General features: G+C 69.3%; 20 protein-coding genes. 10 read left to right on the forward strand and 10 right to left on the reverse strand.

The window, feature by feature from the left end; all coding sequences use genetic code 11:
• Positions 1-35: 35 nt before the first annotated feature.
• The 6 genes from mltG to BLTE_RS13140 all read right to left on the reverse strand — a co-directional run bounded on the left by mltG (position 36) and on the right by BLTE_RS13140 (position 5,918).
• Positions 36-1,619: an endolytic transglycosylase MltG gene (gene mltG, locus BLTE_RS18745; RefSeq protein WP_342211494.1), complete on the reverse strand. Its 1,584-nt coding sequence runs from the start codon at positions 1,617-1,619 to the stop codon at positions 36-38.
• A gap of 336 nt (positions 1,620-1,955) precedes the next feature.
• Entirely contained in the window at positions 1,956-3,218 is a 1,263-nt protein-coding gene (gene fabF / locus BLTE_RS13120; RefSeq protein ID WP_126401119.1) for a beta-ketoacyl-ACP synthase II, read from the reverse strand.
• Between the two features lie 64 nt (positions 3,219-3,282).
• On the reverse strand, positions 3,283-3,519 hold the full coding sequence (locus tag BLTE_RS13125) for an acyl carrier protein (protein ID WP_126401120.1): 237 nt from the start codon (positions 3,517-3,519) through the stop codon (positions 3,283-3,285).
• A gap of 224 nt (positions 3,520-3,743) precedes the next feature.
• Positions 3,744-4,481, reverse strand: a complete 738-nt coding sequence (gene fabG, locus BLTE_RS13130) for a 3-oxoacyl-[acyl-carrier-protein] reductase (protein WP_126401121.1) — start codon at positions 4,479-4,481, stop codon at positions 3,744-3,746.
• A gap of 8 nt (positions 4,482-4,489) precedes the next feature.
• A complete protein-coding gene (gene fabD, locus BLTE_RS13135; protein ID WP_126401122.1) occupies positions 4,490-5,437 on the reverse strand; it encodes an ACP S-malonyltransferase in 948 nt (315 codons plus the stop codon).
• 52 nt (positions 5,438-5,489) lie between these two features.
• Positions 5,490-5,918 (reverse strand): hypothetical protein, encoded by a 429-nt coding sequence (locus BLTE_RS13140; protein WP_145988194.1) that lies wholly within the window; start codon positions 5,916-5,918, stop codon positions 5,490-5,492.
• 376 nt (positions 5,919-6,294) lie between these two features.
• Between BLTE_RS13140 and rpsF the strand changes: the two genes are divergently transcribed.
• The 7 genes from rpsF to BLTE_RS13175 all read left to right on the forward strand — a co-directional run bounded on the left by rpsF (position 6,295) and on the right by BLTE_RS13175 (position 14,420).
• Positions 6,295-6,702, forward strand: coding sequence for a 30S ribosomal protein S6 (gene rpsF, locus BLTE_RS13145; protein ID WP_126401124.1), 408 nt, complete (start codon positions 6,295-6,297; stop codon positions 6,700-6,702).
• The gene (rpsR, locus tag BLTE_RS13150; RefSeq protein ID WP_126401125.1) at positions 6,699-6,938 is read left to right on the forward strand and encodes a 30S ribosomal protein S18; all 240 of its coding nucleotides are present in this window, start codon (positions 6,699-6,701) and stop codon (positions 6,936-6,938) included. Before rpsF ends, rpsR begins: the two co-directional genes overlap by 4 nt.
• Positions 6,939-7,096: 158 nt before the next feature.
• Positions 7,097-8,113: a DUF2232 domain-containing protein gene (locus BLTE_RS13155; RefSeq protein ID WP_126401126.1), complete on the forward strand. Its 1,017-nt coding sequence runs from the start codon at positions 7,097-7,099 to the stop codon at positions 8,111-8,113.
• 19 nt (positions 8,114-8,132) lie between these two features.
• Positions 8,133-8,705, forward strand: a complete 573-nt coding sequence (gene rplI / locus BLTE_RS13160) for a 50S ribosomal protein L9 (RefSeq protein ID WP_126401127.1) — start codon at positions 8,133-8,135, stop codon at positions 8,703-8,705.
• Between the two features lie 979 nt (positions 8,706-9,684).
• Positions 9,685-10,455, forward strand: coding sequence for a DUF2092 domain-containing protein (locus tag BLTE_RS13165; RefSeq protein ID WP_160140611.1), 771 nt, complete (start codon positions 9,685-9,687; stop codon positions 10,453-10,455).
• Between the two features lies 1 nt (position 10,456).
• On the forward strand, positions 10,457-11,188 hold the full coding sequence (locus BLTE_RS18240) for a hypothetical protein (protein ID WP_126401129.1): 732 nt from the start codon (positions 10,457-10,459) through the stop codon (positions 11,186-11,188).
• 529 nt (positions 11,189-11,717) lie between these two features.
• On the forward strand, positions 11,718-14,420 hold the full coding sequence (locus tag BLTE_RS13175; protein ID WP_160140612.1) for a bifunctional diguanylate cyclase/phosphodiesterase: 2,703 nt from the start codon (positions 11,718-11,720) through the stop codon (positions 14,418-14,420).
• Positions 14,421-14,553: 133 nt separating this feature from the next.
• Here the strand turns inward: BLTE_RS13175 and guaB are convergent, their stop codons facing one another.
• Both guaB and BLTE_RS13185 read right to left on the reverse strand, forming a co-directional pair.
• A complete protein-coding gene (guaB, locus tag BLTE_RS13180) occupies positions 14,554-16,050 on the reverse strand; it encodes an IMP dehydrogenase (RefSeq protein ID WP_126401131.1) in 1,497 nt (498 codons plus the stop codon).
• Positions 16,051-16,284: 234 nt separating this feature from the next.
• On the reverse strand, positions 16,285-16,533 hold the full coding sequence (locus tag BLTE_RS13185) for a hypothetical protein (RefSeq protein WP_126401132.1): 249 nt from the start codon (positions 16,531-16,533) through the stop codon (positions 16,285-16,287).
• 383 nt (positions 16,534-16,916) lie between these two features.
• Between BLTE_RS13185 and BLTE_RS13190 the strand changes: the two genes are divergently transcribed.
• Entirely contained in the window at positions 16,917-18,020 is a 1,104-nt protein-coding gene (locus BLTE_RS13190) for a hypothetical protein (protein ID WP_126401133.1), read from the forward strand.
• 69 nt (positions 18,021-18,089) lie between these two features.
• Here BLTE_RS13190 and BLTE_RS13195 read toward each other — a convergent pair whose 3' ends face one another.
• On the reverse strand, positions 18,090-19,712 hold the full coding sequence (locus BLTE_RS13195; protein WP_126401134.1) for an ABC-F family ATP-binding cassette domain-containing protein: 1,623 nt from the start codon (positions 19,710-19,712) through the stop codon (positions 18,090-18,092).
• 227 nt (positions 19,713-19,939) lie between these two features.
• On the opposite strand from BLTE_RS13195, the gene BLTE_RS13200 reads away from it, so the two are divergent.
• Entirely contained in the window at positions 19,940-20,164 is a 225-nt protein-coding gene (locus tag BLTE_RS13200) for a hypothetical protein (protein ID WP_126401135.1), read from the forward strand.
• Complete coding sequence (locus tag BLTE_RS13205) at positions 20,161-20,454, forward strand: type II toxin-antitoxin system RelE/ParE family toxin (protein ID WP_126401136.1); 294 nt, start codon at positions 20,161-20,163, stop codon at positions 20,452-20,454. Before BLTE_RS13200 ends, BLTE_RS13205 begins: the two co-directional genes overlap by 4 nt.
• Before the next feature lie 71 nt (positions 20,455-20,525).
• On the opposite strand, the gene BLTE_RS13210 is transcribed toward BLTE_RS13205, so the two are convergent.
• Complete coding sequence (locus BLTE_RS13210; RefSeq protein ID WP_126401137.1) at positions 20,526-20,816, reverse strand: ribbon-helix-helix domain-containing protein; 291 nt, start codon at positions 20,814-20,816, stop codon at positions 20,526-20,528.
• Between the last annotated feature and the right edge of the window lie 188 nt (positions 20,817-21,004).

Raw genomic sequence — 21,004 nt, forward strand, 5'->3', positions numbered from 1 at the left:
CGGGGCGGGGTTGCCCCGGCCCGGACACGTTCTGTTCAGTTCCGCGAGCGCGGCGGCAGCGTCGGGCGCTGGGTGGGGGCGGCAGGCGCCGCGGCCGGCGGCGGGGCCGTCTGGCCGCTCTGCTGGCGCTCGATCTCGCGCCAGCGGGCGACGTTGCGATTGTGCTCGTCCAGCGTCTCGGCGAACACGTGGCCGCCGGTGCCGTCGGCGACGAAGAACAGATCCCTTGTCTCGGCCGGATTGGCGGTGGCTTCCAGCGCGGCGCGGCCGGGATTGGCGATCGGCCCGGGCGGCAGCCCGTCGATGACATAGGTGTTGTAGGCGGTCGGCCGGTCGATGTCGGAGCGCAGGATCGGCCGGCCGAGCGAACCCTTGCCGCCGACCAGCCCGTAGATGATGGTCGGGTCCGACTGCAGCTTCATGCGCCGGCCGAGCCGGTTGAGGAACACCGAGGCGACGCGCGCCCGCTCGGTCGGCTTGCCGGTCTCCTTCTCGACGATGGACGCCAGCGTCACCAGATCCTCGGGCGAGCGCAGCGGCAGATTGGGGGCGCGTTTCGCCCAGATCTCGGCCACCACCCGGCGCTGGTCGGCGGCCATGCGCTGGAGGATCTGCTCGCGGGTGATGCCGCGATTGAAGCGGTAGGTCTCCGGCAGCAGGCTGCCCTCGCGCGGGATCTCGCGGATCGGCCCGACCAGCACGTCGTTCTCCAGCAGCCGCGCCACCGTCTGCTCCGAGGTCAGCCCCTCGGGAATGGTGATCTGGTGCAGCACCGACTTGCCGGTGACGATGATGCCGATGACGTCGTTGAGGCTGGCGCCGCGCGGAAACAGGTATTCGCCGGCCTTCAGGTCCTCGCGGGCCTGACGCAGCATCACCCCGGCCACGAACGCCCAGGCATTGCCCACCACGCCCTCGCGCTCGAGCTGCTCGCCGATGTCGCGGAAGCCGGAATTGCGCGACAGGTTGACGACCTTTTCGGCGGCGAGCGGCCCGGGCTTGCGCAGCAGCGTCTCGCTGTAGGACAGCGCGGCCATCAATGTGAAGCCGACCAGCACGGTCAGCGTCAGCAGCACATTGCCGGCCACCACCAGCGGGTTGCGGGCCCGGCGCGAGGGACGCGAGCGCGCCTTGGCCGGCTTGTCCTGCCGCTTGGCCTGTTTCCTGTCGGGCTGATCCTTGCTCGGCTGGTCCTTGGCAACCTTGGCGCCCTGGTCCACAGGCTTGGCGTCGGCTGCTGCCGGCGGCGTCCCGGCGGATTGGGCGGCGGCAGGCTGGGCGGTCGACGGCTGAGGCGCCGCCCACGGCGCGGCCTCGTAAAGGCTCGGCTCGAAGGGACCGGGCGCGGCCTGGGCCGCTTCGGCCTGCCCCTGTTCCGCCTGCGTCGCTTGGGCGTATGTCTCTTGGGCCGGCGCCTGTTCCGCGTGGGTCGCTTGGCCCGACTCTTGGGCCGGCGCAGGTTCGGGCGCCGGATGGTCGTGGCCGGCCGGGGTCGCCAGCGGGACGGCGCCGGGCGCGGCCTCGGCCGCATTGTCGGGCGGCGCGGCGCCGGTCACCGTCGTGAAGGGCTGGTCTGCCGCCGAGGCGTCCGCCGCCGGCCTGTCCTTGTCGTCCGCCATATCTGGTCCTTCGACGTCTGGTCCTTCGACGCGCGATCCACCCGAATCGTCCCGCGTCCCGAACCGTCCCTGTTCCGAATCCCGCGAAGCCCGGCCGGGCCGGAGCGCCAAGCTTCCGGAAGGGATCGGCGATCGGCGTCATCCGGCTTTCGGCCCATCCCAATGGGATGCCGGAAACGGTCTGCGAGCGGACGGGCCGAAGCCGGGTGCCGTCCCGGCTCCGGCCGCGCAGACACGCTGCGCGCCGGCCGGAGCCAGCGGCAGACTAGCGGCAAATATGGCGAAAGCGAGCGTGCCGCGCGCCCGCCGGTGCGGGCGCGGGACCCAGCGACGGCGTCAGGACGCCTTGCGGAACACCAGCGAGGCGTTGGTGCCGCCGAAGCCGAACGAATTGGACAGCACCACCTCGATCGGCCGCTGGCGGGCGGTGTGGGCTACCAGATCGATGGGGGTGTCCACCGACGGATTGTCGAGGTTGAGGGTGGGCGGCGCCACCTGGTCGCGCAGCGCCAGGATGGAGAAGATCGCCTCGACCGCGCCGGCCGCGCCGAGCAGGTGCCCGGTCGCCGACTTGGTGGAGGACATCGACACCCGCGCGGCGGCGTTGCCGAGCAGCCGCTGCACCGCGCCGAGCTCGATCTCGTCGCCCATCGGCGTCGAGGTGCCGTGGGCGTTGATGTAGTCGAGCTCGTCCGGCGAGATGCCGGCGCGCCGCAGCGCCGCCTGCATGCAGCGGAAGGCGCCGTCGCCGCTCTCGGAGGGGGCGGTGATGTGATAGGCGTCGCCCGACAGGCCGTAGCCAATCACCTCGGCGTAGATTTTGGCGCCGCGCGCCTTGGCGTGCTCATAGGCTTCGAGCACCACCACGCCGGCGCCCTCGCCCATCACGAAGCCGTCGCGGTCCCTGTCCCAGGGGCGCGAGGCGCGGGTGGGCTCGTCATTGAAGCTGGTCGACAGCGCCCGGCAGGCCGAGAAGCCGGCGATCGCCAGCCGGCTGAGCGGCGATTCGCTGCCGCCGGCCACCATCACCTCGGCATCGCCCAGCGCGACGAGGCGCGCCGCGTCGCCGATGGCGTGGGCGCCGGTCGAGCAGGCGGTGACCACCGCGTGATTCGGCCCCTTCAGCCCGTGCTCGATCGAGACGTAGCCGGAGGCGAGGTTGATCAGCCGGCCGGGGATGAAGAAGGGCGAGATGCGGCGGGGACCGCGTTCCTTGAGGATGATGCCGGCTTCGGCAATGCCCTCGATGCCGCCGATGCCGGAGCCGATCAGGACGCCGGTGGCGTTCTGATCGTCGGCAGTCTTCGGCGCCCAGCCGGCGTCATCGAGCGCCTGCCGGGCCGCGGCCATCGCGTAGACGATGAAGTCGTCGACCTTGCGGGCCTCCTTCGGCTCCATCCACTGGTCGGGATTGAAGGTGCCGTTCGACCCGTCGCCGCGGCGAATCGGGGTCGCGACCTTGCAGGGCAGATCGGAAACGTCGAACGTTTCGATTCGCGCTGCTCCGCTTTCGCCCTTCAGAACCCGGGACCACGTTTCCTCAACCCCGCAGGCCAGCGGGGAAACCATGCCGAGGCCGGTCACTACGACACGCCGCATCATACGTCTCCACCGGCCGGGGGATCACCCCGGCGCGGGCCCGCTCAGTGGGGCCGGGTTGCGGTCAGGCCGCGGTCTTGGACAGGAACTTGATGGCATCGCCGACGGTCAGGATGGTCTCGGCGGCATCATCGGGGATTTCCACGCCGAACTCTTCCTCGAACGCCATCACCAGCTCGACGGTGTCCAGGCTGTCGGCGCCGAGATCGTCCATAAAGCTGGCGTTCTCGGTCACCTTGTCGGGCTCGACGCCGAGATGTTCGACGACGATCTTTTTGACCCGTTCGGCAATGTCGCTCATGGATTCATCCTTGTAAGGTGTTGCGGAGGTCTCTGGTGTCAGCGCCGCACGTTAGGATCTCGATCGGTCTCGTCCAGCGGCTGTAACGGAGAGAAAAACCAGGACAAACTGCTCACGCCAGCGCGGCCGAAGCCCCCCATTGCTCGCGCGTCCCAGCCCAGCGGCGCCGCCGTTAGCATACTTCATCCGGCTTGGCCAGCAGCGGCAAATCCGAATTAACCTGTTCACACCATGGCCATGCCGCCATTGATGTGAAGCGTCTGCCCGGTGATGTAGCTGCCGGCGGCGGAGGCCAGATACACCGCTCCGGCGGCGATGTCGTCGGGGGTGCCGAGGCGGCCGGCCGGCACCCGCGCCAGCACCGCCTCGCGCTGCTTGTCGTTCAGCGCGTCGGTCATCGCCGTCTCGATGAAGCCCGGCGCGATGCAGTTGACGGTGATGCCGCGGCTCGCCACCTCGGCCGCCAGCGCCTTCGACATGCCGATCATGCCGGCCTTGGCGGCGGCATAATTGCCCTGGCCGGGATTGCCGGTGACGCCCACCACCGAGGTGATGCCGATGATGCGGCCGTAGCGGCGCTTCATCATGCCCTTCACCGCGGCGCGGCAGAGGCGGAAGCCGGCGGTCAGATTGACCGCAATCACCTGATCCCACTCCTCATCCTTCATGCGCATGAAGAGGTTGTCGCGGGTGATGCCGGCATTGTTGACGAGAATGTCGAGCTGGCCGAGCGCGGCCTCGGCGGCCGGCACCAGCGCCTCCACAGCGGCGGTGTCGGCGAGGTTGCAGGGCAGCACGTGGACGCGCCCGCCAAGCTCGGCCGCAAGCTCGCCCAGCACCTCGGCGCGCGTGCCGGAGACCGCCACGGTGGCGCCCTGCCGGTGCAGGGCGCGGGCGATGGCGGCGCCGATGCCGCCGGTTGCGCCGGTCACCAGCGCCGTCTTGCCCGTCAAATCGAACATCGGTCCTCTCACGCGCTGAAGCTGGCCTTGAACGCCGCGATATCCTCGGGCGTGCCGACCGAACTGGCGGACATCTCCTTGACGATCCGCTTGGCGAGGCCGGACAGTACCTTGCCGGCGCCCACCTCGACCAGCCGTGTCACCCCTTGGCCGGCCATGAATCCAACGGATTCGCGCCAGCGCACCGTGCCGGTCACCTGCTCGACCAGCCGGCGGCGGATCTCGGCCGGGTCGGTCACCGGCTGCGCCAGCACATTGGCCACCACCGGCACCACCGGCACCCGCACCTCGACCGAGGCCAGCGCCGCCGCCATGGCGTCGGCGGCCGGCGCCATCAGCGGGCAATGGAAGGGGGCGGACACCGGCAGCAGGATGGCGCGCGACGCCCCCTTGGCCTTGGCGATCTCGCAGGCGCGCTCCACCGCCGCCTTGTGGCCGGACACCACCACCTGGCCCGGCGCGTTGTCATTGGCGGCGGCGCACACCTCGCCCTGCGCCGCCTCGGCGGCGACCGCGGCGGCGGCCTCGAAATCCAGCCCCATCAGCGCCGCCATGGCGCCGGTGCCGACCGGGGTTGCCGCCTGCATCGAGCGGCCGCGCAGGCGCAGGAGCCGCGCGGTGTCGGCGACCGACAGCGCGCCGGCGGCGGCGAGCGCCGAATATTCGCCCAGCGAATGGCCGGCGACGAAGGCGGCGTGGCGGGCGAGGTCGAGCCCGGCCTCCTGCTGCAGCACCCGCATCGCCGCGAGCGAGACCGCCATCAGCGCCGGCTGGGCGTTCTCGGTCAGCGTCAGGGTGTCGGCGGGGCCGTCCCACATCACGGCGGTGAGCTTCTCGCCCAGCGCCGCGTCGACCTCGTCGAACACCGCGCGGGCGGCCGGAAACGCCTCGGCCAGCGCCTTGCCCATGCCGACAGCCTGGCTGCCCTGGCCCGGAAACACGAAAGCTGTGGTCATCTTGAACCGCCCCCCGCAAAGCGGCGCCATTGATACGCCGAAGCGGCGGGTGTCAAGGCGGGGAGCGCCGGATGGGGGGATGATCGAACTGCCGCAGCACCTCGGCGGGCAAGTTCACCTTGGTGCCGGGCTGTGGCGGCAGCATCCCCGTCGGCATGCCCGGCATGGTCCCGCACGGGTCGCACAGACGATATCCCCTGATGAGGTCCTCCCGGCACCGGTTGTCGACGATGAACACAGTCTGCGCCGAGAACCGGTCGCCCGGCGAAAGGAAGCCCTCGATGCGAAGGGTCTTGCCGTCCAGGATCCTGCCTTCGAGGGTCTTGACCGGCGGCAGGACGGCGCCGTCGTTGGTCTGGCCGGGGGCGTGGAACGCGCCGCGCGAGGCGCAGCCGACGATCGCGTAGGGGATGGGTTGCGACGCCGCGGCTGGGCCGACGGCGCCGATCACGGCCGGCGCGGCGAGGAACCATCCAAGCATCCAGGGACTGCGCATCGCCCGCCACCGCCGTTGCCACCGCCGCCATCGAGGTTCGCCGACCATGCTACGGCACGCTGCACGCGGCCTGGAACCGCAAAACCACAGGGGGTTCTGAAAGGGAGGATCCGAAAGGGGGATTTGGAGGAGGCTCGCCCGCCCCGCCGTTGCGCTCGGGCGGTTTCCGTGTATAAGCGCCAGCTTCCACCGGCATGGCCGGGGGCTGAACGGACAGCCGCGCACGGCGCTCGCGCCCCGCGGCAGGGTGGTCCCACCCGCCGTCCCGTGTCCCCGCTCTCCCGAGACACCGCAGCCTTTCCGGGCCGCGAGGGGCTTGGCGCCGTACCGGCGGACCATCGCAACGAAAGGCGTGACACATATGCCGTTGTACGAGCATATCTTCATGGCCCGCCAGGACTTGACGTCCCAGCAGGTCGACGACCTCACCACCCAGTTCAAGGGTGTGATCGAGGCCGGTGGCGGCACGGTTCCCAAGGTCGAGTATTGGGGCGTCAAGTCGCTGGCCTACCGCATCCGCAAGAACCGCAAGGCCCACTTCACCCTGTTCAACATCGACGCCCCGGCCAAGGCCGTCGCCGAGATGGAACGCCAGATGGGCCTGTCGGAAGACGTGGTGCGCTCGCTCACCATCCGCGTCGACGCGCTCGAAGAGACGCCGTCGGTGATGATGCTGAAGCGCGACCGCGACGAGCGCCGTGGCGACCGCCGCCGCGACCGTGACGGCTTCGGCGGCGACGACACCGAGGCTTCGGAGGACAACGCATGAGCACCTCGCCCGCCCGCCGTCCGTTCTTCCGCCGCCGCAAGACCTGCCCGTTCTCCGGCGCCAACGCCCCGAAGATCGACTACAAGGACGTGAAGCTGCTGCAGCGCTACGTCTCCGAGCGCGGCAAGATCGTGCCGAGCCGCATCACCGCGGTCTCCGCCAAGAAGCAGCGCGAACTCGCCCGCGCCATCAAGCGCGCGCGCTTCCTGGGGCTTCTGCCCTACGTGATCCGCTGAAGCGGGGGCCGGCGCCGCGGCGCCGGCCGTCCGACCGGACGCCGCCCCCTGCGGGCGGTTCTGCAGAGCGCACGCATCGGGGTCGCCGGAATGGGCCGGCGGCCTGTGGTTGGGGCGGTGCCCGCCTCTAACCGCTCCATCAAGAGCGGGACAGCTCGATGACCAACACCCTGTCCATCGGCCTTTCGGCCGGTCTCGCCTCGGCGCTGCTGTTCGCCTCGGTCTCCACCGGGTCGGCGTTCGCCATGGCGTTGTTCTACGCCGCGCCGCTGCCGATTCTCATCACCGGCCTCGGCTGGCGGCATTACGGCGCGCTGCTCGCCGCGGTCACCGCGGCGGCCGTGCTGGCCCTGGCGCTCAACCCCATCTTCCTGGTGGCGTTCCTCGCCGGCATCGGCGTGCCGGCGTGGCTGCTCGCCTATCTGGCGCTGCTGGCGCGGCCCAATGCCCGCGGCGAGCTGGAATGGTATCCGGTCGGCCGCCTGCTGTTCTGGGCGGCGATGATCGCGGCGGCCGGCGTCTCGGTCGGCGTGATCGGGCTCGGCACCAGCGAGACGGCCTACACCGCCGCGCTGCGCGGCATCGTCGAGCAGGTGCTGCGCCTGCAGACCGACACGCCCGCCGACAAGCCGCTGGCCCTGCCCGGCGTCGAGGATGTCGACGCCGCGGTGAAGCTGATGGTCGTCGTGCTGCCGCTGACCGCCGCCGTGCTGTCGATGCTCACCGTGCTGCTCAATCTGTGGGGCGCGGGGCGCGTGGTGCGGGCGTCGGGCCGGCTGGTGCGGCCGTGGCCGGACCTCACCGAGGTGCGCATGCCGGCCTTCGCCGCGACGGTGTTCGCGGCAGTGGCGCTGCTGAGCCTGCTCGGCGGCCTCGTCGGCATCCTGGCCGGGCTGTTCGCCGCCACGCTGGCGGTGGCCTATTCGCTCACCGGCCTGTCGCTGCTGCACGCCATCACCCGCGGCTATTCCGGGCGCGGCTTCATGCTCGCCACCTCCTATGTGGCGATCATGCTGTTCGGCTGGCCGCTGCTGTTCTTCGTGTTCGCCGGCCTTGCCGACGCCTTCCTCGACATTCGCCGGCGCCAGCCGGGCTCCAGGGGGCCGTCCGGTCCCAAGGGCCCGCTCGGACCGGGCAATCCGCCGCCCGCCCCGCCGGCCGCCAACGATCAATGAATCTCAAAGGAGCAACCCCATGGACGTGATCCTGCTCGAACGCGTCGCCAAACTCGGCCAGATGGGCGAGGTTGTGCACGTGAAGGACGGCTTTGCCCGCAACTACCTGCTGCCCAAGGGCAAGGCGCTGCGCGCCACCCAGGCCAACAAGGAGCGCTTCGCCCGCGAGCGCGTGCAGCTCGAAGCGCGCAACCTCGAGCTCAAGCGCGAGGCCGAGGCGGTCGGCGCCAAGGTCGACGGCCAGTCCTTCGTGGTGCTGCGGCAGGCCGGCGAGACCGGCCAGCTCTACGGCTCGGTGTCGACCCGCGACATCGCCGAGCTGATGACCAAGGGCGGCTTCAGCGTGGAGCGCCAGCAGATCGTGCTCAACGCGCCGATCAAGACGCTGGGCCTGCACAAGGTGCCGGTGGCGCTGCACCCCGAGGTCGAGGTGAGCGTCGTCGTCAATGTCGCCCGCAGCAATGAAGAGGCCGAGCGTCAGGCCCGCGGCGAGGATCTCAGCCGCCGCCGCGACGAGGACGAGGAAGAGGAGGCCGAGGAGGCCGCCGCCGCGGCCGAGGCGCCGTTCGAGGAGCCCGCCGAGGAGGCGTGATCCGGTTTCCGGTTGATCCCTTCGGGACACCGGGAGCACTCCGGCCAGACTCCGTGCCAAACACCAATCCGGCCCTCGCGGGCCGGATTTTTCTTTTCGGCGATCGGACCGCGGCTCGAAGGCCTGATCAGCCGGAAACCGCATGATCCGGTTTCCGGTCGCCCCCTTCGGGAGCTACGGTATTCATGGATTTGATTCTGTGCTGAGCCATCAATGGCTTAATGGACAGGCTGCGGATGTCTCATCGAGAACGCGGTGGATCGGCAGTCACCGGGGGCCGCAGGATTGAACTCGTCATGCCCGCGCTTGTCGCGGGCATCCACGTCTTGAAAACCTATTTGAAAACAAAGACGTGGATGGCCGGGACAAGCCCGGCCATGACGACGGCGGGCTTGTGCCAGACGCCGCAGGCGCAAGTCACGCCGAAAGAGATCGCGTTTCGGCTCGATCTCTCTCGGCCCAGGCGATTCAGATCCGTGAATCCCGTAGCCTTCGGGAGACCGGGAGCACTCCGGCCAGACTCCTTGCCAAACACCAATCCGGCCCTCGCGGGCCGGATTTTTCTTTTCGGCGAGACCGTTTCCGGTATGCGAAGAAGATCAACCGGAAACCGTATGACGCCACCCTGAGCCTGACCCCGCGCGAGTGCGGTTGAACCGGCCGAAGCGCCGGCTCCCGGCACCGTTTCCGCCCGCGCGGCGGGCTCAAGGAAACACCTTTCCCTGCGCCCGCGGGCACGAACATCCCTGCATTGCGGCCGTGCCGCCGCACGGCGGGTCGTACCGGCCGGCCGCGCCGGCTTGCTGGAACCTTGGCGGATCCTTGGCGGATCCCCGCGTCCGCTCTGCGATCGGCGCCGGTCGGACAACAGCGGGCGGCGTAACGAACTTCTTGACAATTTCGGCTATGACTATCCTCCGGCATCGACTCGACCGCCGCAAATCGAGAGACAGTCATGATTGTGCAATCGAGACCCCGAATGCTGGGGCTCCTGTTCGGGGCGATCGGATTGCTGGTCGCCGGGGCGCCGACGCCGGCCGCGGCCCAGCCGCCCGCCGGGGCGCGCGCCGACATCGTCGATCCCGCCGCGGTGGCGGCGTTCGAACGCATGAGCAGCTACGTCGCCGGCCTGAAGACGTTCGAGATCAAGGCCACCTATTCCTTCGACATCCTCGCGCGGAACCATCAGACGATCACCATCGACGGCGCCGGCCGCTACCTCGCCAAACGCCCCGACAGGCTGTTCGCCGATGTCGAGAACGATCTGTTCGGCCGCCAATACATCTATGACGGCAAGACGCTCACCGTCGTCTCCAAGGGCGAAAAGTACTTCGCCCAGGTCGCCGTGCCGGCGACGATCCGCGAGACCCTCGCCGAGGCCGCGGCGAAATTCGCCATCGAGATCCCGATGGCCGATCTGTTCGATCTCGGCACGCCGCACAGCCCGATCCACCGTCTGCAGAGCGCCTTCTCCGCGGGCCGGTCGGAGGTCGACGGCGTCGAGGCCGACCACTGGGCGTTCCGCACCGCCGACCGCGACTGGCAGGTCTGGATCCGCACCGGCGACCGGCCCGTGCCGCTCAAATTCACCCTGGTCGACCGCGCCCAGCCGACGCATCCCCGCTACAGCGTGACGCTGAGCTGGATCGAGCGAGCCGACATTCCGGATTCCGATTTCACCTTCGTCCCGTCCGCCGAGCAGCGGCGGATCGAGATCATGCGGATCGGCGCGGCCGAGAAGGGCAAATGAGATGACCGCATCGTTGTTCGAGAAGGGGCGCCGGTCACGGCGGCTCGCGCTGCTCGGTGCATCGGCGCTGGGCCTCGTGCTGGCGTGCGACGTCGCGGCGGCGCGCGGCTTCGGCGGCTTCCACGGCGGCGGCTTCGGCGGTTTCCATGGCGGCGGGTTCGGCGGCTTCCACGGCGAGGACTTCGGCGGCTTCCACGGCGCGCCGATGAACATCGCGCCGCACTACAACGCGCCGCGCGTTCCGCCCGATGGCTTCGACCGTCCGCCCCGGCCGTACGATCCCGGCGGACATGCCGGACCGCCGCCCGGGCCGCGTCCCGGACCTGAACCCGGACCCGGCCCCCGTCCGCCGGGACCGGGCCCCTATCCGCCCGGCCCCGGACCTCATCCGCCGGGACCCGGCCCTTATCCGCCCGGCCCTGGGCCTCATCCGCCGGGACCCGGCCCTTATCCGCCGGGGCCGCCGCCCCCGCCCCCGCCGCCCTATCCGGGGCCGGGATTCTGGCCGGCGCCCTATTATCCGGACTACAACCCCGGCGCCTGGGCGGCCGGCGCGGCCGGCCTCGCCGTGGGCGCGGCGCTGGCGGTCGGCACCATGTCGGCGACGCTGCCCGGCGGCTGCGAAACCGTCGTGGTCGGCGGCACCACCTACGAGCAGTGCGGCAGCACGTGGTTCCAGCCGCAATATCAGAGCAACCGCACCGTCTATGTGGTGGTGCCGCCGCCGCGCTGAGGCGCGCGGCGCCATCCATCGAGCGCCGGCATTGCCGTAGAGCAAGTCCGGGGAGCGCGCCTCCCCGGACCCGCGTCGGCGCGGCCGATTTGAGGTGCGGCCGGCTCGCCGCCCCTCTCTTCCAGCCGGGCCGATCCGCCGCGCGCCGCCGCGGACGGCGGCCGCCATCGGGCCTCATCGGCGCCTCTTGGTCATCCGCAGCGGACCTCTCGGGCGACATGTCGCGCCGGAATGCCCAACAGATGCGATGAAGAGTGCTGGACGTAACTGTAAACCGCCCCACAATTTAAAGGAATCCATCGCCGATTAAGCATTGATGTAGGCTGCACGGATTAGCGTATTCGCCGCAGGAACGGACACCGCTCTTGCGAATGAGAATACGATGACGCGAGACTTCGAGCGGCCGTCCGATCCCATCGGATCGTCGGACGCGGCAGCACAGCTTCCGTAACAGGCAGGGCCTTCGATGCGCTCGACATGTTCAACGGATGTCAAGGATTGCGGCGATGCCCGCGGTCCGGCGAGCGCTTTGCCGGACGATCTCGGGCTGCGGTCGGGCGTCTTCCGCACCCGCCGCTTCGCCTATGCCGGCGCCGCGATCCTGCTGCTGTCGATCATCGCCATCGGGGTTTCCGTCTGGCGCATGCGTGCCGACGAGCTGAGCAGCCAGATCGACAGCGCCAACAGGCTGGCGATCGTGCTCGGCGGGCACGTCGAGAAGTCGATCCAGGCAGTCGACCTGGCCCTGCGCAGCCTGCAGGAGCAGATCGGTCAACAGGGTCTCACCGGCACGCAGGACCTGCGTCAACTGGTCGAAACGCGCTGGTCGCCTCAGGCCCTGCGCGACTTTCGCGAGCGGCTGCCGCAGGCGACGACGATCTCAATCGCCGATGCCAATGGCAATGTCCTCGGATCGACCGATCCGAGGTCGAAAGGCATCAGCATCGCCGACCGGAGCTATTTCCAGGAGATCATGGCGCGCGCCGACGACGCCCTGGTCACGTCGCTGCCGCTTGCCGGCAAGGTGACCGGCGTGCCGGCGATGGCCTTCGCACGGCGGCTCACGGCGCCGGACGGCGCCTTCCTCGGGATCGTTCTGGCCGCTGTCGAGGTCGACTATTTCCGGAGGGTGTTTTCGGCTCTCGAGTCGATCGAGGACATTCGCGTCCTGTTCCTCAAACGTGATGGAACGATGCTGCTGCACTATCCGGATCCGATCGACCGGGCCGGCATGAAGGTTCCCGCAACATCGCCATGGTACGGAATCGTCGAAGCCGGCAGCGGCTCGTTCAGGGCGCAGGGCATCTTCGAGCCCGGCCGGCGCTGGGTCGTGGTGCATGTGCTGCGGGACTATCCGTTCGTCCTGAACGTCGCGATCACGGAAGACGTCGCGCTGGCCCGCTGGCATGACAGCGCCGTCATCACCTGCGCCGGCGGCGGAATTCTTCTGCTCTGCGCGTCGTTCTTCCTGTTCGCATGCCTGATGCAGATCCGCCGCCTCGAACGGTCGGATGCCCGCCTGCGCGAGAACGGCCTGAAGCTCCAGCAAAGCGCCGCCGAGCTTGCCGTCTCCAATGCGCGCTTCGATGCCGCCCTCGGCAACATCGTGCAAGGGCTGTGCATGATCGGCCAGGACTATCGCATCACCGTCGCCAATGACCGGTTCGCCGAACTCTACGGCCTGACGCCGGACGAGGTGACGGCCGGAACGCCGCTGAAGAGGCTCGAGGACGCCTGCGCGGCGCGCGGCACCCTGGTGAACGCATGGTCGCAGCACCAGCTGCGGCTGACGGCCGCCACCGTCACCGGCGTCCACCAGCTCGAGGACGGGCGGGTGATCTCGGTGCGCCTGCAGCCGATGGACGGCGGCGGCTGGATGACGACCCACGAGGACATCACCGCCCGCCACCGCAGCGAGCTGCAGGTGGCGCACATGGCGCGGCACGATCTGCTCACCGACCTCTGCAACCGCGCGACCTTCGCCGAAAAGATCGAGGAGGCCGGCGCGCGCCTGCGGCGGTGGGGCACGACGTTCGCCGTGCTGCTGCTCGATCTCGACCATTTCAAGCAGGTCAACGACACGCTCGGCCACCCGGCCGGCGACGCGCTGCTGTGCGAGGTGGCGCGCCGGCTGAACGCATGCCTGCGCGAAACCGACGCCCTGGCGCGCCTCGGCGGCGACGAGTTCGCCATCCTGCTGTCGGACACCTCCGACCAGCGCGGCGCGGCCATCGGCTTCTCCAACCGCATCCTCGAACAGCTCGGCGCGCCCTGCCGGATCGAGGGGCAGGAATTGGTCATCAGCGCCAGCATCGGCATCGCGCTCGCGCCCGAGCACGGCCTCGATCCGAACGAGCTGATCAAGAATGCCGACCTCGCGCTCGATCGCGCCAAGGCGGACGGCCGCAACGGCTTCGCGATCTTCGATGCCGGCATGCTGGTTCAGGCCACCGCCCGCCAGCAGATCGACGCCGAGCTGCGCCGGGCCATCGCCGAGGACGAGCTCGTCCTCTATTTCCAGCCGCAGATCGCGGCGCAGACCCGGCGGATGTCCGGGGCCGAGGCGCTGCTGCGCTGGCACCACCCCGGGCGCGGCATCATTCCCCCGAGCGAATTCATCCCGATCGCCGAAGAGACCGGGCTGATCATCCCGATCGGCGAGCGGGTGCTGCGCTGTGCCTGCGCGGCGGCGACCGGATGGCCGGCGGACACCAAGGTGGCGGTGAACCTGTCGCCGGTCCAGTTCCGCTCCGGCGCGCTGTTCGACACGATCGTGCGGGCGTTGTCCGAATCCGGCCTGCCGCCGCACCGGCTGGAAGTCGAGATCACCGAGAGCGTGCTGCTCGAAAGCGCGGCGAGCAATCTCGATCTGATCAAGCGGCTGCGCGAGCTCGGCATCTCGGTGGCGCTCGACGACTTCGGCACCGGCTACGCGTCGCTGAGCTACCTGATGAAGTTCCCGTTCGACACCCTCAAGATCGACAAGTACTTCACGATGAACCTGATGAAGCGCAAGGACTGCGAGGCCATCGTCGCATCGGTGATCGCGCTGGCCGGCGGCATCGGCATCACCACCGTCGCCGAAGGGGTCGAGACCGAGGAGCATTTCGCGTTCCTCAAGTCCGCCGGCATCGACTACTGCCAGGGCTATCTGTTCGGGCGGCCGATGCCGCCCTCCGAGCTCCGGTTCGATCCGGCAGCCCGCGCGAGCGCCAAGCGCGCGGCGGCGTGAGGCGGGCTGGGGCCGCTCCCTTTGCGATAACGTAACCGGCCTCGCCGAAAACCCCAGGTCTGCAAGAGACCGTCGAGAACGGGATTTTCGGCGGCGGACGATGGAACTCCGGCCTGACCGGCCGGAGTTCGGATCACACCTGCGTCGGGTAGTTCGGGCTTTCGCGGGTGATCGAGACGTTGTGGACGTGGCTTTCGCGCAGGCCCGCGCCGGTGATGCGCACGAACTCCGCTCTGTCCTGGAACTCGGGGATGGTCTTGGCGCCGACATAGCCCATGGCGGCGCGCAGGCCGCCTGCGAGCTGGTGCAGCACATTGGCCACCGGGCCCTTGTAGGCGACCTGCCCCTCAATGCCTTCCGGCACCAGCTTCAGCGTGTCGCCGACATCCTGCTGGAAGTAGCGGTCGGCCGAGCCGCGCGACATCGCCCCCACCGAGCCCATGCCGCGATAGCTCTTGTAGGAGCGGCCCTGATAGAGGAACACCTCGCCCGGCGTCTCGTCGGTGCCGGCGAGCAGCGAGCCGATCATCGCGCATTCGGCGCCGGCCGCGAGCGCCTTGGCGAGGTCGCCGGAATACTTGATGCCGCCATCGGCGATCACCGGCACGCCCTGGGCCGAGGCCGCCGACACCGCGTCCATGATGGCGGTGAGCTGCGGCACGCCGACGCCGGCGACGATGCGGGTGGTGCAGATCGAGCCCGGGCCGATGCCGACCTTGATGCCGTCCGCCCCGGCATCGATCAGCGCCTTGGCGCCGTCGGCGGTGGCGACGTTGCCGGCCACCACCTGTACCTTGTTCGACAGCCGCTTGATGCGGTCCACCGCCTCCAGCACCCGCACCGAATGGCCATGGGCGGTGTCGACCACCACGAGGTCGACGCCGGCCTCGATCAGCCGCTCCGAGCGCGAGAAGCCGGCTTCGCCCACGGTGGAGGCGGCGCCGACCCGCAGCCGGCCCTGCTCGTCCTTGCAGGCGTTGGGATTGGCGACCTGCTTCTCGATGTCCTTCACCGTGATCAGGCCGATGCAGCGATAGTCCTCGTCGACCACCAGCAGCTTCTCGATGCGGTGGGCGTGCAGCAGGCGCTTGGCCTCGGCCTGGCTCACGCCCTCGCGCACGGTGACCAGCTTCTCCCTGGTCATCAGCTCGGAGACCGGCTGCTCGGGATTGGTGGCGAAGCGCACGTCGCGGTTGGTGAGGATGCCGACCAGCCGGCCGGGCTGGCCGTTGGCGCCGCCCTGCACCACCGGAATGCCGGAAATGCCGTGGCGCTTCATGAGCTGCAGCGCCTCGGCCAGCGGCGCGTCGGGGTGGATGGTGATCGGGTTGACCACCATGCCGCTCTCGAAGCGCTTGACTTGGCGCACCTGCTCGGCCTGCACCTCGATGTCGAGATTGCGGTGGATGCAGCCGATGCCGCCGGCCTGGGCCATGGCGATGGCCATCTTCGACTCGGTCACGGTGTCCATGGCCGAGGCGATCAGCGGCAGATTGAGGGTGATCGAGCGGGTGATTCGCGAGCGGACGTCGGTCTCGCCCGGCATCACCTCGGAGCGGCCGGGCTTGAGCAGGACATCGTCGAAGGTGAGAGCCTCGGCGATCGATGCCGTGGACGAAAGGCGAGCCATGCCAACCCCCTGGAAAATGAAAACCATTCGGTTTCCGGCCGATCCCTTCGGGATGCCGGAACCGGTCTCGCCGAACCCCGCTTGTTCGAAAACGGGGTTTGCGGCGTTCGGAATTTGAGTTGGCGTCGGCTGGTAGCACGCCCGCGCTGCGATTCAAAGACGCGAAGCCCGGAGAGCGACGCGAAGCCCGGTCTGAAGACGCGAAGCCCGGCGAACCCGGTCTGCGGGCGCCCCCTATCGCCGCCAGTCCGGCGGCGGGCCGTGGCGTTCGATGGCGTCGACCAGCTCGCGGTGGCGGCGGTCCTCGCGCGTCATGTAGATCGACACGGCGGCGTGGATGGAGGGCACCAGCCACAGGCCGGGAAACAGCAGGCCGAGTACGCCGCACACCACCAGCAGCACCACATTGCCGAGCGCGGCGAAGGGCTGGCCGTTGAACAGCAGACCGAGCGGCGGCAGCAGGATGGCGAGAACATAGATCATGGTCGTCCCCTCCACGGGACGGCTGATGCGGTTTCCAGCCTGCAGGCCGGATTTCCACATTGCGGCCGCTGAAACTCCCTGCTTCGGACACGGAGTTCCGGCGAAGTCGGCACAGCCTGTCCGGCAGGGTCCGTCCCCGCCGGGCAACAGGTGCCGACGAACAGATGGGAAGTTGGCCGCCCCCGGTCAATCGCCCTGAAGCAATCGCCCCGGTGAAACGCCCCGGCGCCCCGCCGGCTGCGACCGTGAGTCGTCCACAGGACAGTCACGCCGCGGGCTGGAGGTATCCGCTTCGAGGCGTTAACGTTTCGGCAGTGATTTGCCGAGCGTGGGGAATGTCCGGGGGCATTATGATCGGGTCGTCGAACCGAGGCTTCGAAAGAATGCCCGAGCCGCCTGTGGCCGGCTCCGGGCCGAAGACGGAAGAGGACACGCCCCTCAAGCGCTCCTTCGGCCGTCGCCCCGCGCGCGGCAAGGCCACCTTCCTGGCCTCGCCGTCGTCGATCCGCCAACCGGTCGGAGGCGTGTTCGAGGATATGGTGGCTCCGGTGCACGAGCCGACGATCTCACCGCTCAAGGCTGCGCTGATCGTGGTCACCGCCTGCTGGGTGGGCGGCCTCGCCGGCTATCTCGGCTGGCGGCTGTCGCAGATGGAGCAGACGGCGCACCCGCCGCAGAGCCCGGCGGCAATCGTCCCGGCGAGCGCTCCGGCTGCGCGCCAGCCGGCGCCCCAGCTCGCGCCTGCCTCCCAGCCTGCCCCGGTCGCGCCGCCGCCCGCCGAGGCGACAGCGCCCGCCGCGCCCGTGCCGGCTACGCCAGCACCGGTTGTGGGCGCCCCGGTTTTGGAAGCCCCGGCGGCGAAGGTCCCCGCGCCGGCCCCCGCGGCCGAAGAACCGGCCGCGAGCCAGCCGGCGGCACCTGAGGTTGTTGAGCCCAAGGTTTCCGAGCCTGAAGCCGTCGCGCCGGCGGCTGCGGCGCCCACGGTCGTCGAGCCCAAGCTCGTCGAGCCTGCCGCCACCGAGCCAACTGCCACCGAGCCGACGGCATCCGAGCCGCAGGCTGCCGAGCCGACCGTGATCGTGCCGCAGGCTGCGGTGCCTCAGGCTGCCGAGCCCAAGGCTGATATCGAGCCCAAGGCCAGCGTTGAACCGAGGGCCGCGGAACCGCAGGCCGCCGAGCCTCAGGCGGTCACTCCCGTGACGGCCAAGCCTGTGACGGCCGAACCGCAGGCCGCCGAGCCCGCCGCCGCTCAGCCGCCGCAGGCGCCGGCCGCAGGCCAAAGCCCCGCGCTGATCCCGGTGATGCCGGCGCCGCCGCCCGGCGCGCCGACGCTGGAGCAGGCCCAGCCGGCCCCGGCGAAGGTGCGCCGCCGCCCGGCACAGCGGCGGACCGCGCCGCCGCCGGCCCAGGCCGAGCCCGCCACCCCGCAGGCGCCGCAGGGCCTGCTGCCCGGCGTCCGGCCCAAGACCGAGACCTTCTGGCGCTGAAACGGTTTTTCTGGCGCTGAGACGTGTCTCCGGCCTGATCAGCCGGAAACGATCTCGCCGGGAACCGCGTCAATGCCGCAGGCCCGGCGCCTCGTGGCCGGTGCGGGCGACATATTCGGTGTAGCCGCCGCCATATTGGTGCACGCCGTCGGGCGTCAGCTCCAGCACCCGGTTCGACAGCGCCGCCAGGAAGTGGCGGTCGTGCGAGACGAACAGCATGGTGCCCTCATAGTTGGCGAGTGCTGAGATCAGCATCTGCTTGGTCGCCATGTCGAGATGGTTGGTCGGCTCGTCGAGCACCAGGAAGTTCGGCGGATCGTAGAGCATCAGCGCCATCACGAGGCGCGCCTTCTCGCCGCCCGACAGCACCCGGCAGCGCTTCTCGACATCGTCGCCCGAGAAGCCGAAGCAGCCGGCGAGCGTGCGCAGCGAGCCCTGGCCGGCGTGCGGAAACGCGTCTTCCAGCGTCTCGAACACCGTGCGCTCGCCGCTCAGCAGATCCATCGCGTGCTGGGCGAAATAGCCCATCTTCACGCTGCCGCCGAGCGTCACCGTGCCCTGGTCCGGCTCGGTGGTGCCGGCCACCAGCTTCAGCAGCGTCGATTTTCCGGCGCCGTTGACGCCCATCACGCACCAGCGCTCGCGGCGGCGGACCATGAAGTCGAGACCCTCATAGATGCGCTTTGAGCCATAGCCCTTGTGGACGCCCTTGAGCGCCACCACGTCCTCGCCCGAGCGCGGCGCGGGCGGAAACTCGAACATCACGCTCTGACGGCGGCGCGGCGGCTCGACGCGTTCGATCTTCTCCAGCTTCTTCACCCGGCTCTGCACCTGGGCGGCGTGCGAGGCGCGCGCCTTGAAGCGCTCGATGAACTTGATCTCCTTGGCCAGCATCGCCTGCTGGCGCTCGAACTGCGCCTGCTGCTGCTTCTCGGCCAGCGCCCGCTGCTCCTCGTAGAACTCGTAGTTTCCGGAGTAGGTGGTGAGCGATCCGCCATCGATCTCGACGATCTTCGAGACGATGCGGTTCATGAAGGCGCGGTCGTGCGAGGTCATCATCAGCGCGCCCTCGAAGCCGCCCAGGAACTCCTCGAGCCAGATCAGGCTTTCGATGTCGAGGTGGTTCGAGGGCTCGTCGAGCAGCATCACGTCGGGCCGCATCAGCAGGATGCGCCCCAGCGCCACGCGCATCTTCCAGCCGCCGGAGAGCTTGCCGACATCGCCGTCCATCATCTCGTCGGAGAAGCCGAGCCCGGCCAGCACCTCGCGGGCGCGGCCCTCCAGCGCGTAGCCGTCGAGCTCCTCGAAGCGGTGCTGCACCTCGCCGTAGCGGGCGATGATGTCGTCCATGTCGTCGGCCTGGTCGGGGTCGGCCATGGCGTGCTCGAGCTCCTTGAGCTCCGCCGCCACCTCGCTCACCGGCCCCGCGCCGTTCATCACCTCGGCCACCGCGCTGTGGCCGCTCATCTCGCCGACGTCCTGGTTGAAGTAGCCGATGGTGAGGCCGCGATCGACCGACACATTGCCTTCGTCGGGGGCTTCCTCGCCGGTGATCATGCGGAACAGCGTGGTCTTGCCGGCGCCATTGGGGCCGACGAGGCCGATCTTCTCGCCCTTGAGCAGGACGGCCGAGGCCTCGATGAACAGGATCTGGTGGCCGTTCTGCTTGGAGATGTTTTCGAGACGGATCATGAACCTTCGGGGCTTCTTCGATGCCGGGCAAGAACTTCGGCAGGCACCGCCGGCGTATCGGCGGGCGCGAAGGTCCTTTCGCGGACGGGAAGGGGCGCGGCGTCACTGGCGCCGCGCGTGGATGGTGGCGCCGGCTTAAGCCATGCCGGGCGCCAGCGAAAGGGGCAGGGCGCAAGCCGGGTGGGACGTCCTTCACGCGGGCCGTCTTGTTCCCTATTCTTGATGGCATGACCAAGCTGCTCGAACAGGCCGTCGAGATCGCCCGCACGCTGCCACCTGACGTGCAGGATGAGATTGCGCGGCTGATGATGTCCCTTGCGCAATCGGCGGAGCCGGAAGAGATCGACCCCGAGCACCTGCCGGATGTGCTGAAGAGCCTTGCTCAAGCCAAGCGGCGTGAGTTTGCGACCGATGAAGAGGTTGAGGCCGCGTTCCGCGCTTTTGAGGAATGAAACTTCGCTACACCCCTGAGGCTGTTGCGGACCTTGTCCGCATCGCCGCTGATATTCGCATCCACAATCCCGCCGCAGCATTGCGAGTACGGGCTGCTATCCTTGACAGCATTCAGAATCTGATAGTGTTCCCTTGCGCCGGGCGGCGCCAGGATGCCGAAGGCGTGCGAAAACTCGTTACCCGGAAATACTTTTACCTCGTCTATTACACGGTCGATGACGCAGCCGAAGAAACCATCATCCTCAACATCAAGCACCCCGCGCAGCGGCGGAAGCATCAGGACGCGTGATGCAATGCGCGACCATGATCTGCAGAAGGTCTTCCCGCGCCGCCTGCGTCCAGGAAACCGGCAAGGAAACGTCAGGCGACATCGGGAGCGGTTTTCCGCGCCGCCTCGAGACGCGCCCGGGCTTCGCGGCGCAGCTCGGTCATGTCGACGGGGCCAGCATCGCCGCTGGCGAGACCATCGTCCCACAGCTTGCGCAGGCGGTTGATGTCGTCCTGGCGCAGTTGCCGCTTGGCCTGCCAGTCGCGGATCGCCTCCCGGACCACCTCGCTGGTGGTGGCATACTCGCCGCCATCGACCGCGGCGCGGATGGCCGACACCTGTTCGCCGGTGAGCGCGACGCTGATCTTCTCGATATTCGCCATGACGGTCCCGTAGCGAGCCCTTGCCCATTCGGAAATATCGGCCCCGTGGGAAATATTGCTACTTCTTGCTACCGAATGCCAGCAGGCATCGCCCGCGTCGGACGAAATGGCGCAGCGTCACCCGTCGTCCCGGACGGCGCAGGATGCGCAGCATCCGACGCCGAGCCGGGACCGTTTTCCGCTTCACG

It is taken from the genome of Blastochloris tepida (assembly GCF_003966715.1).
GTDB classification, from domain to species: Bacteria; Pseudomonadota; Alphaproteobacteria; order Rhizobiales; family Xanthobacteraceae; genus Blastochloris; species Blastochloris tepida.

Excerpts from the sequence above, each read along its gene's own strand:
- mltG (WP_342211494.1), bottom strand. The coding sequence starts at position 1,619 with ATGGCGGACGACAAGGACAGGCCGGCGGCGGACGCCTCGGCGGCAGAC.
- fabF (WP_126401119.1), bottom strand. The coding sequence starts at position 3,218 with ATGCGGCGTGTCGTAGTGACCGGCCTCGGCATGGTTTCCCCGCTGGCC.
- BLTE_RS13125 (WP_126401120.1), bottom strand. The coding sequence starts at position 3,519 with ATGAGCGACATTGCCGAACGGGTCAAAAAGATCGTCGTCGAACATCTC.
- fabG (WP_126401121.1), bottom strand. The coding sequence starts at position 4,481 with ATGTTCGATTTGACGGGCAAGACGGCGCTGGTGACCGGCGCAACCGGC.
- fabD (WP_126401122.1), bottom strand. The coding sequence starts at position 5,437 with ATGACCACAGCTTTCGTGTTTCCGGGCCAGGGCAGCCAGGCTGTCGGC.
- BLTE_RS13140 (WP_145988194.1), bottom strand. The coding sequence starts at position 5,918 with ATGCTTGGATGGTTCCTCGCCGCGCCGGCCGTGATCGGCGCCGTCGGC.
- rpsF (WP_126401124.1), top strand. The coding sequence starts at position 6,295 with ATGCCGTTGTACGAGCATATCTTCATGGCCCGCCAGGACTTGACGTCC.
- rpsR (WP_126401125.1), top strand. The coding sequence starts at position 6,699 with ATGAGCACCTCGCCCGCCCGCCGTCCGTTCTTCCGCCGCCGCAAGACC.
- BLTE_RS13155 (WP_126401126.1), top strand. The coding sequence starts at position 7,097 with ATGACCAACACCCTGTCCATCGGCCTTTCGGCCGGTCTCGCCTCGGCG.
- rplI (WP_126401127.1), top strand. The coding sequence starts at position 8,133 with ATGGACGTGATCCTGCTCGAACGCGTCGCCAAACTCGGCCAGATGGGC.
- BLTE_RS13165 (WP_160140611.1), top strand. The coding sequence starts at position 9,685 with ATGCTGGGGCTCCTGTTCGGGGCGATCGGATTGCTGGTCGCCGGGGCG.
- BLTE_RS18240 (WP_126401129.1), top strand. The coding sequence starts at position 10,457 with ATGACCGCATCGTTGTTCGAGAAGGGGCGCCGGTCACGGCGGCTCGCG.
- guaB (WP_126401131.1), bottom strand. The coding sequence starts at position 16,050 with ATGGCTCGCCTTTCGTCCACGGCATCGATCGCCGAGGCTCTCACCTTC.
- BLTE_RS13185 (WP_126401132.1), bottom strand. The coding sequence starts at position 16,533 with ATGATCTATGTTCTCGCCATCCTGCTGCCGCCGCTCGGTCTGCTGTTC.
- BLTE_RS13190 (WP_126401133.1), top strand. The coding sequence starts at position 16,917 with ATGCCCGAGCCGCCTGTGGCCGGCTCCGGGCCGAAGACGGAAGAGGAC.
- BLTE_RS13195 (WP_126401134.1), bottom strand. The coding sequence starts at position 19,712 with ATGATCCGTCTCGAAAACATCTCCAAGCAGAACGGCCACCAGATCCTG.
- BLTE_RS13200 (WP_126401135.1), top strand. The coding sequence starts at position 19,940 with ATGACCAAGCTGCTCGAACAGGCCGTCGAGATCGCCCGCACGCTGCCA.
- BLTE_RS13205 (WP_126401136.1), top strand. The coding sequence starts at position 20,161 with ATGAAACTTCGCTACACCCCTGAGGCTGTTGCGGACCTTGTCCGCATC.
- BLTE_RS13210 (WP_126401137.1), bottom strand. The coding sequence starts at position 20,816 with ATGGCGAATATCGAGAAGATCAGCGTCGCGCTCACCGGCGAACAGGTG.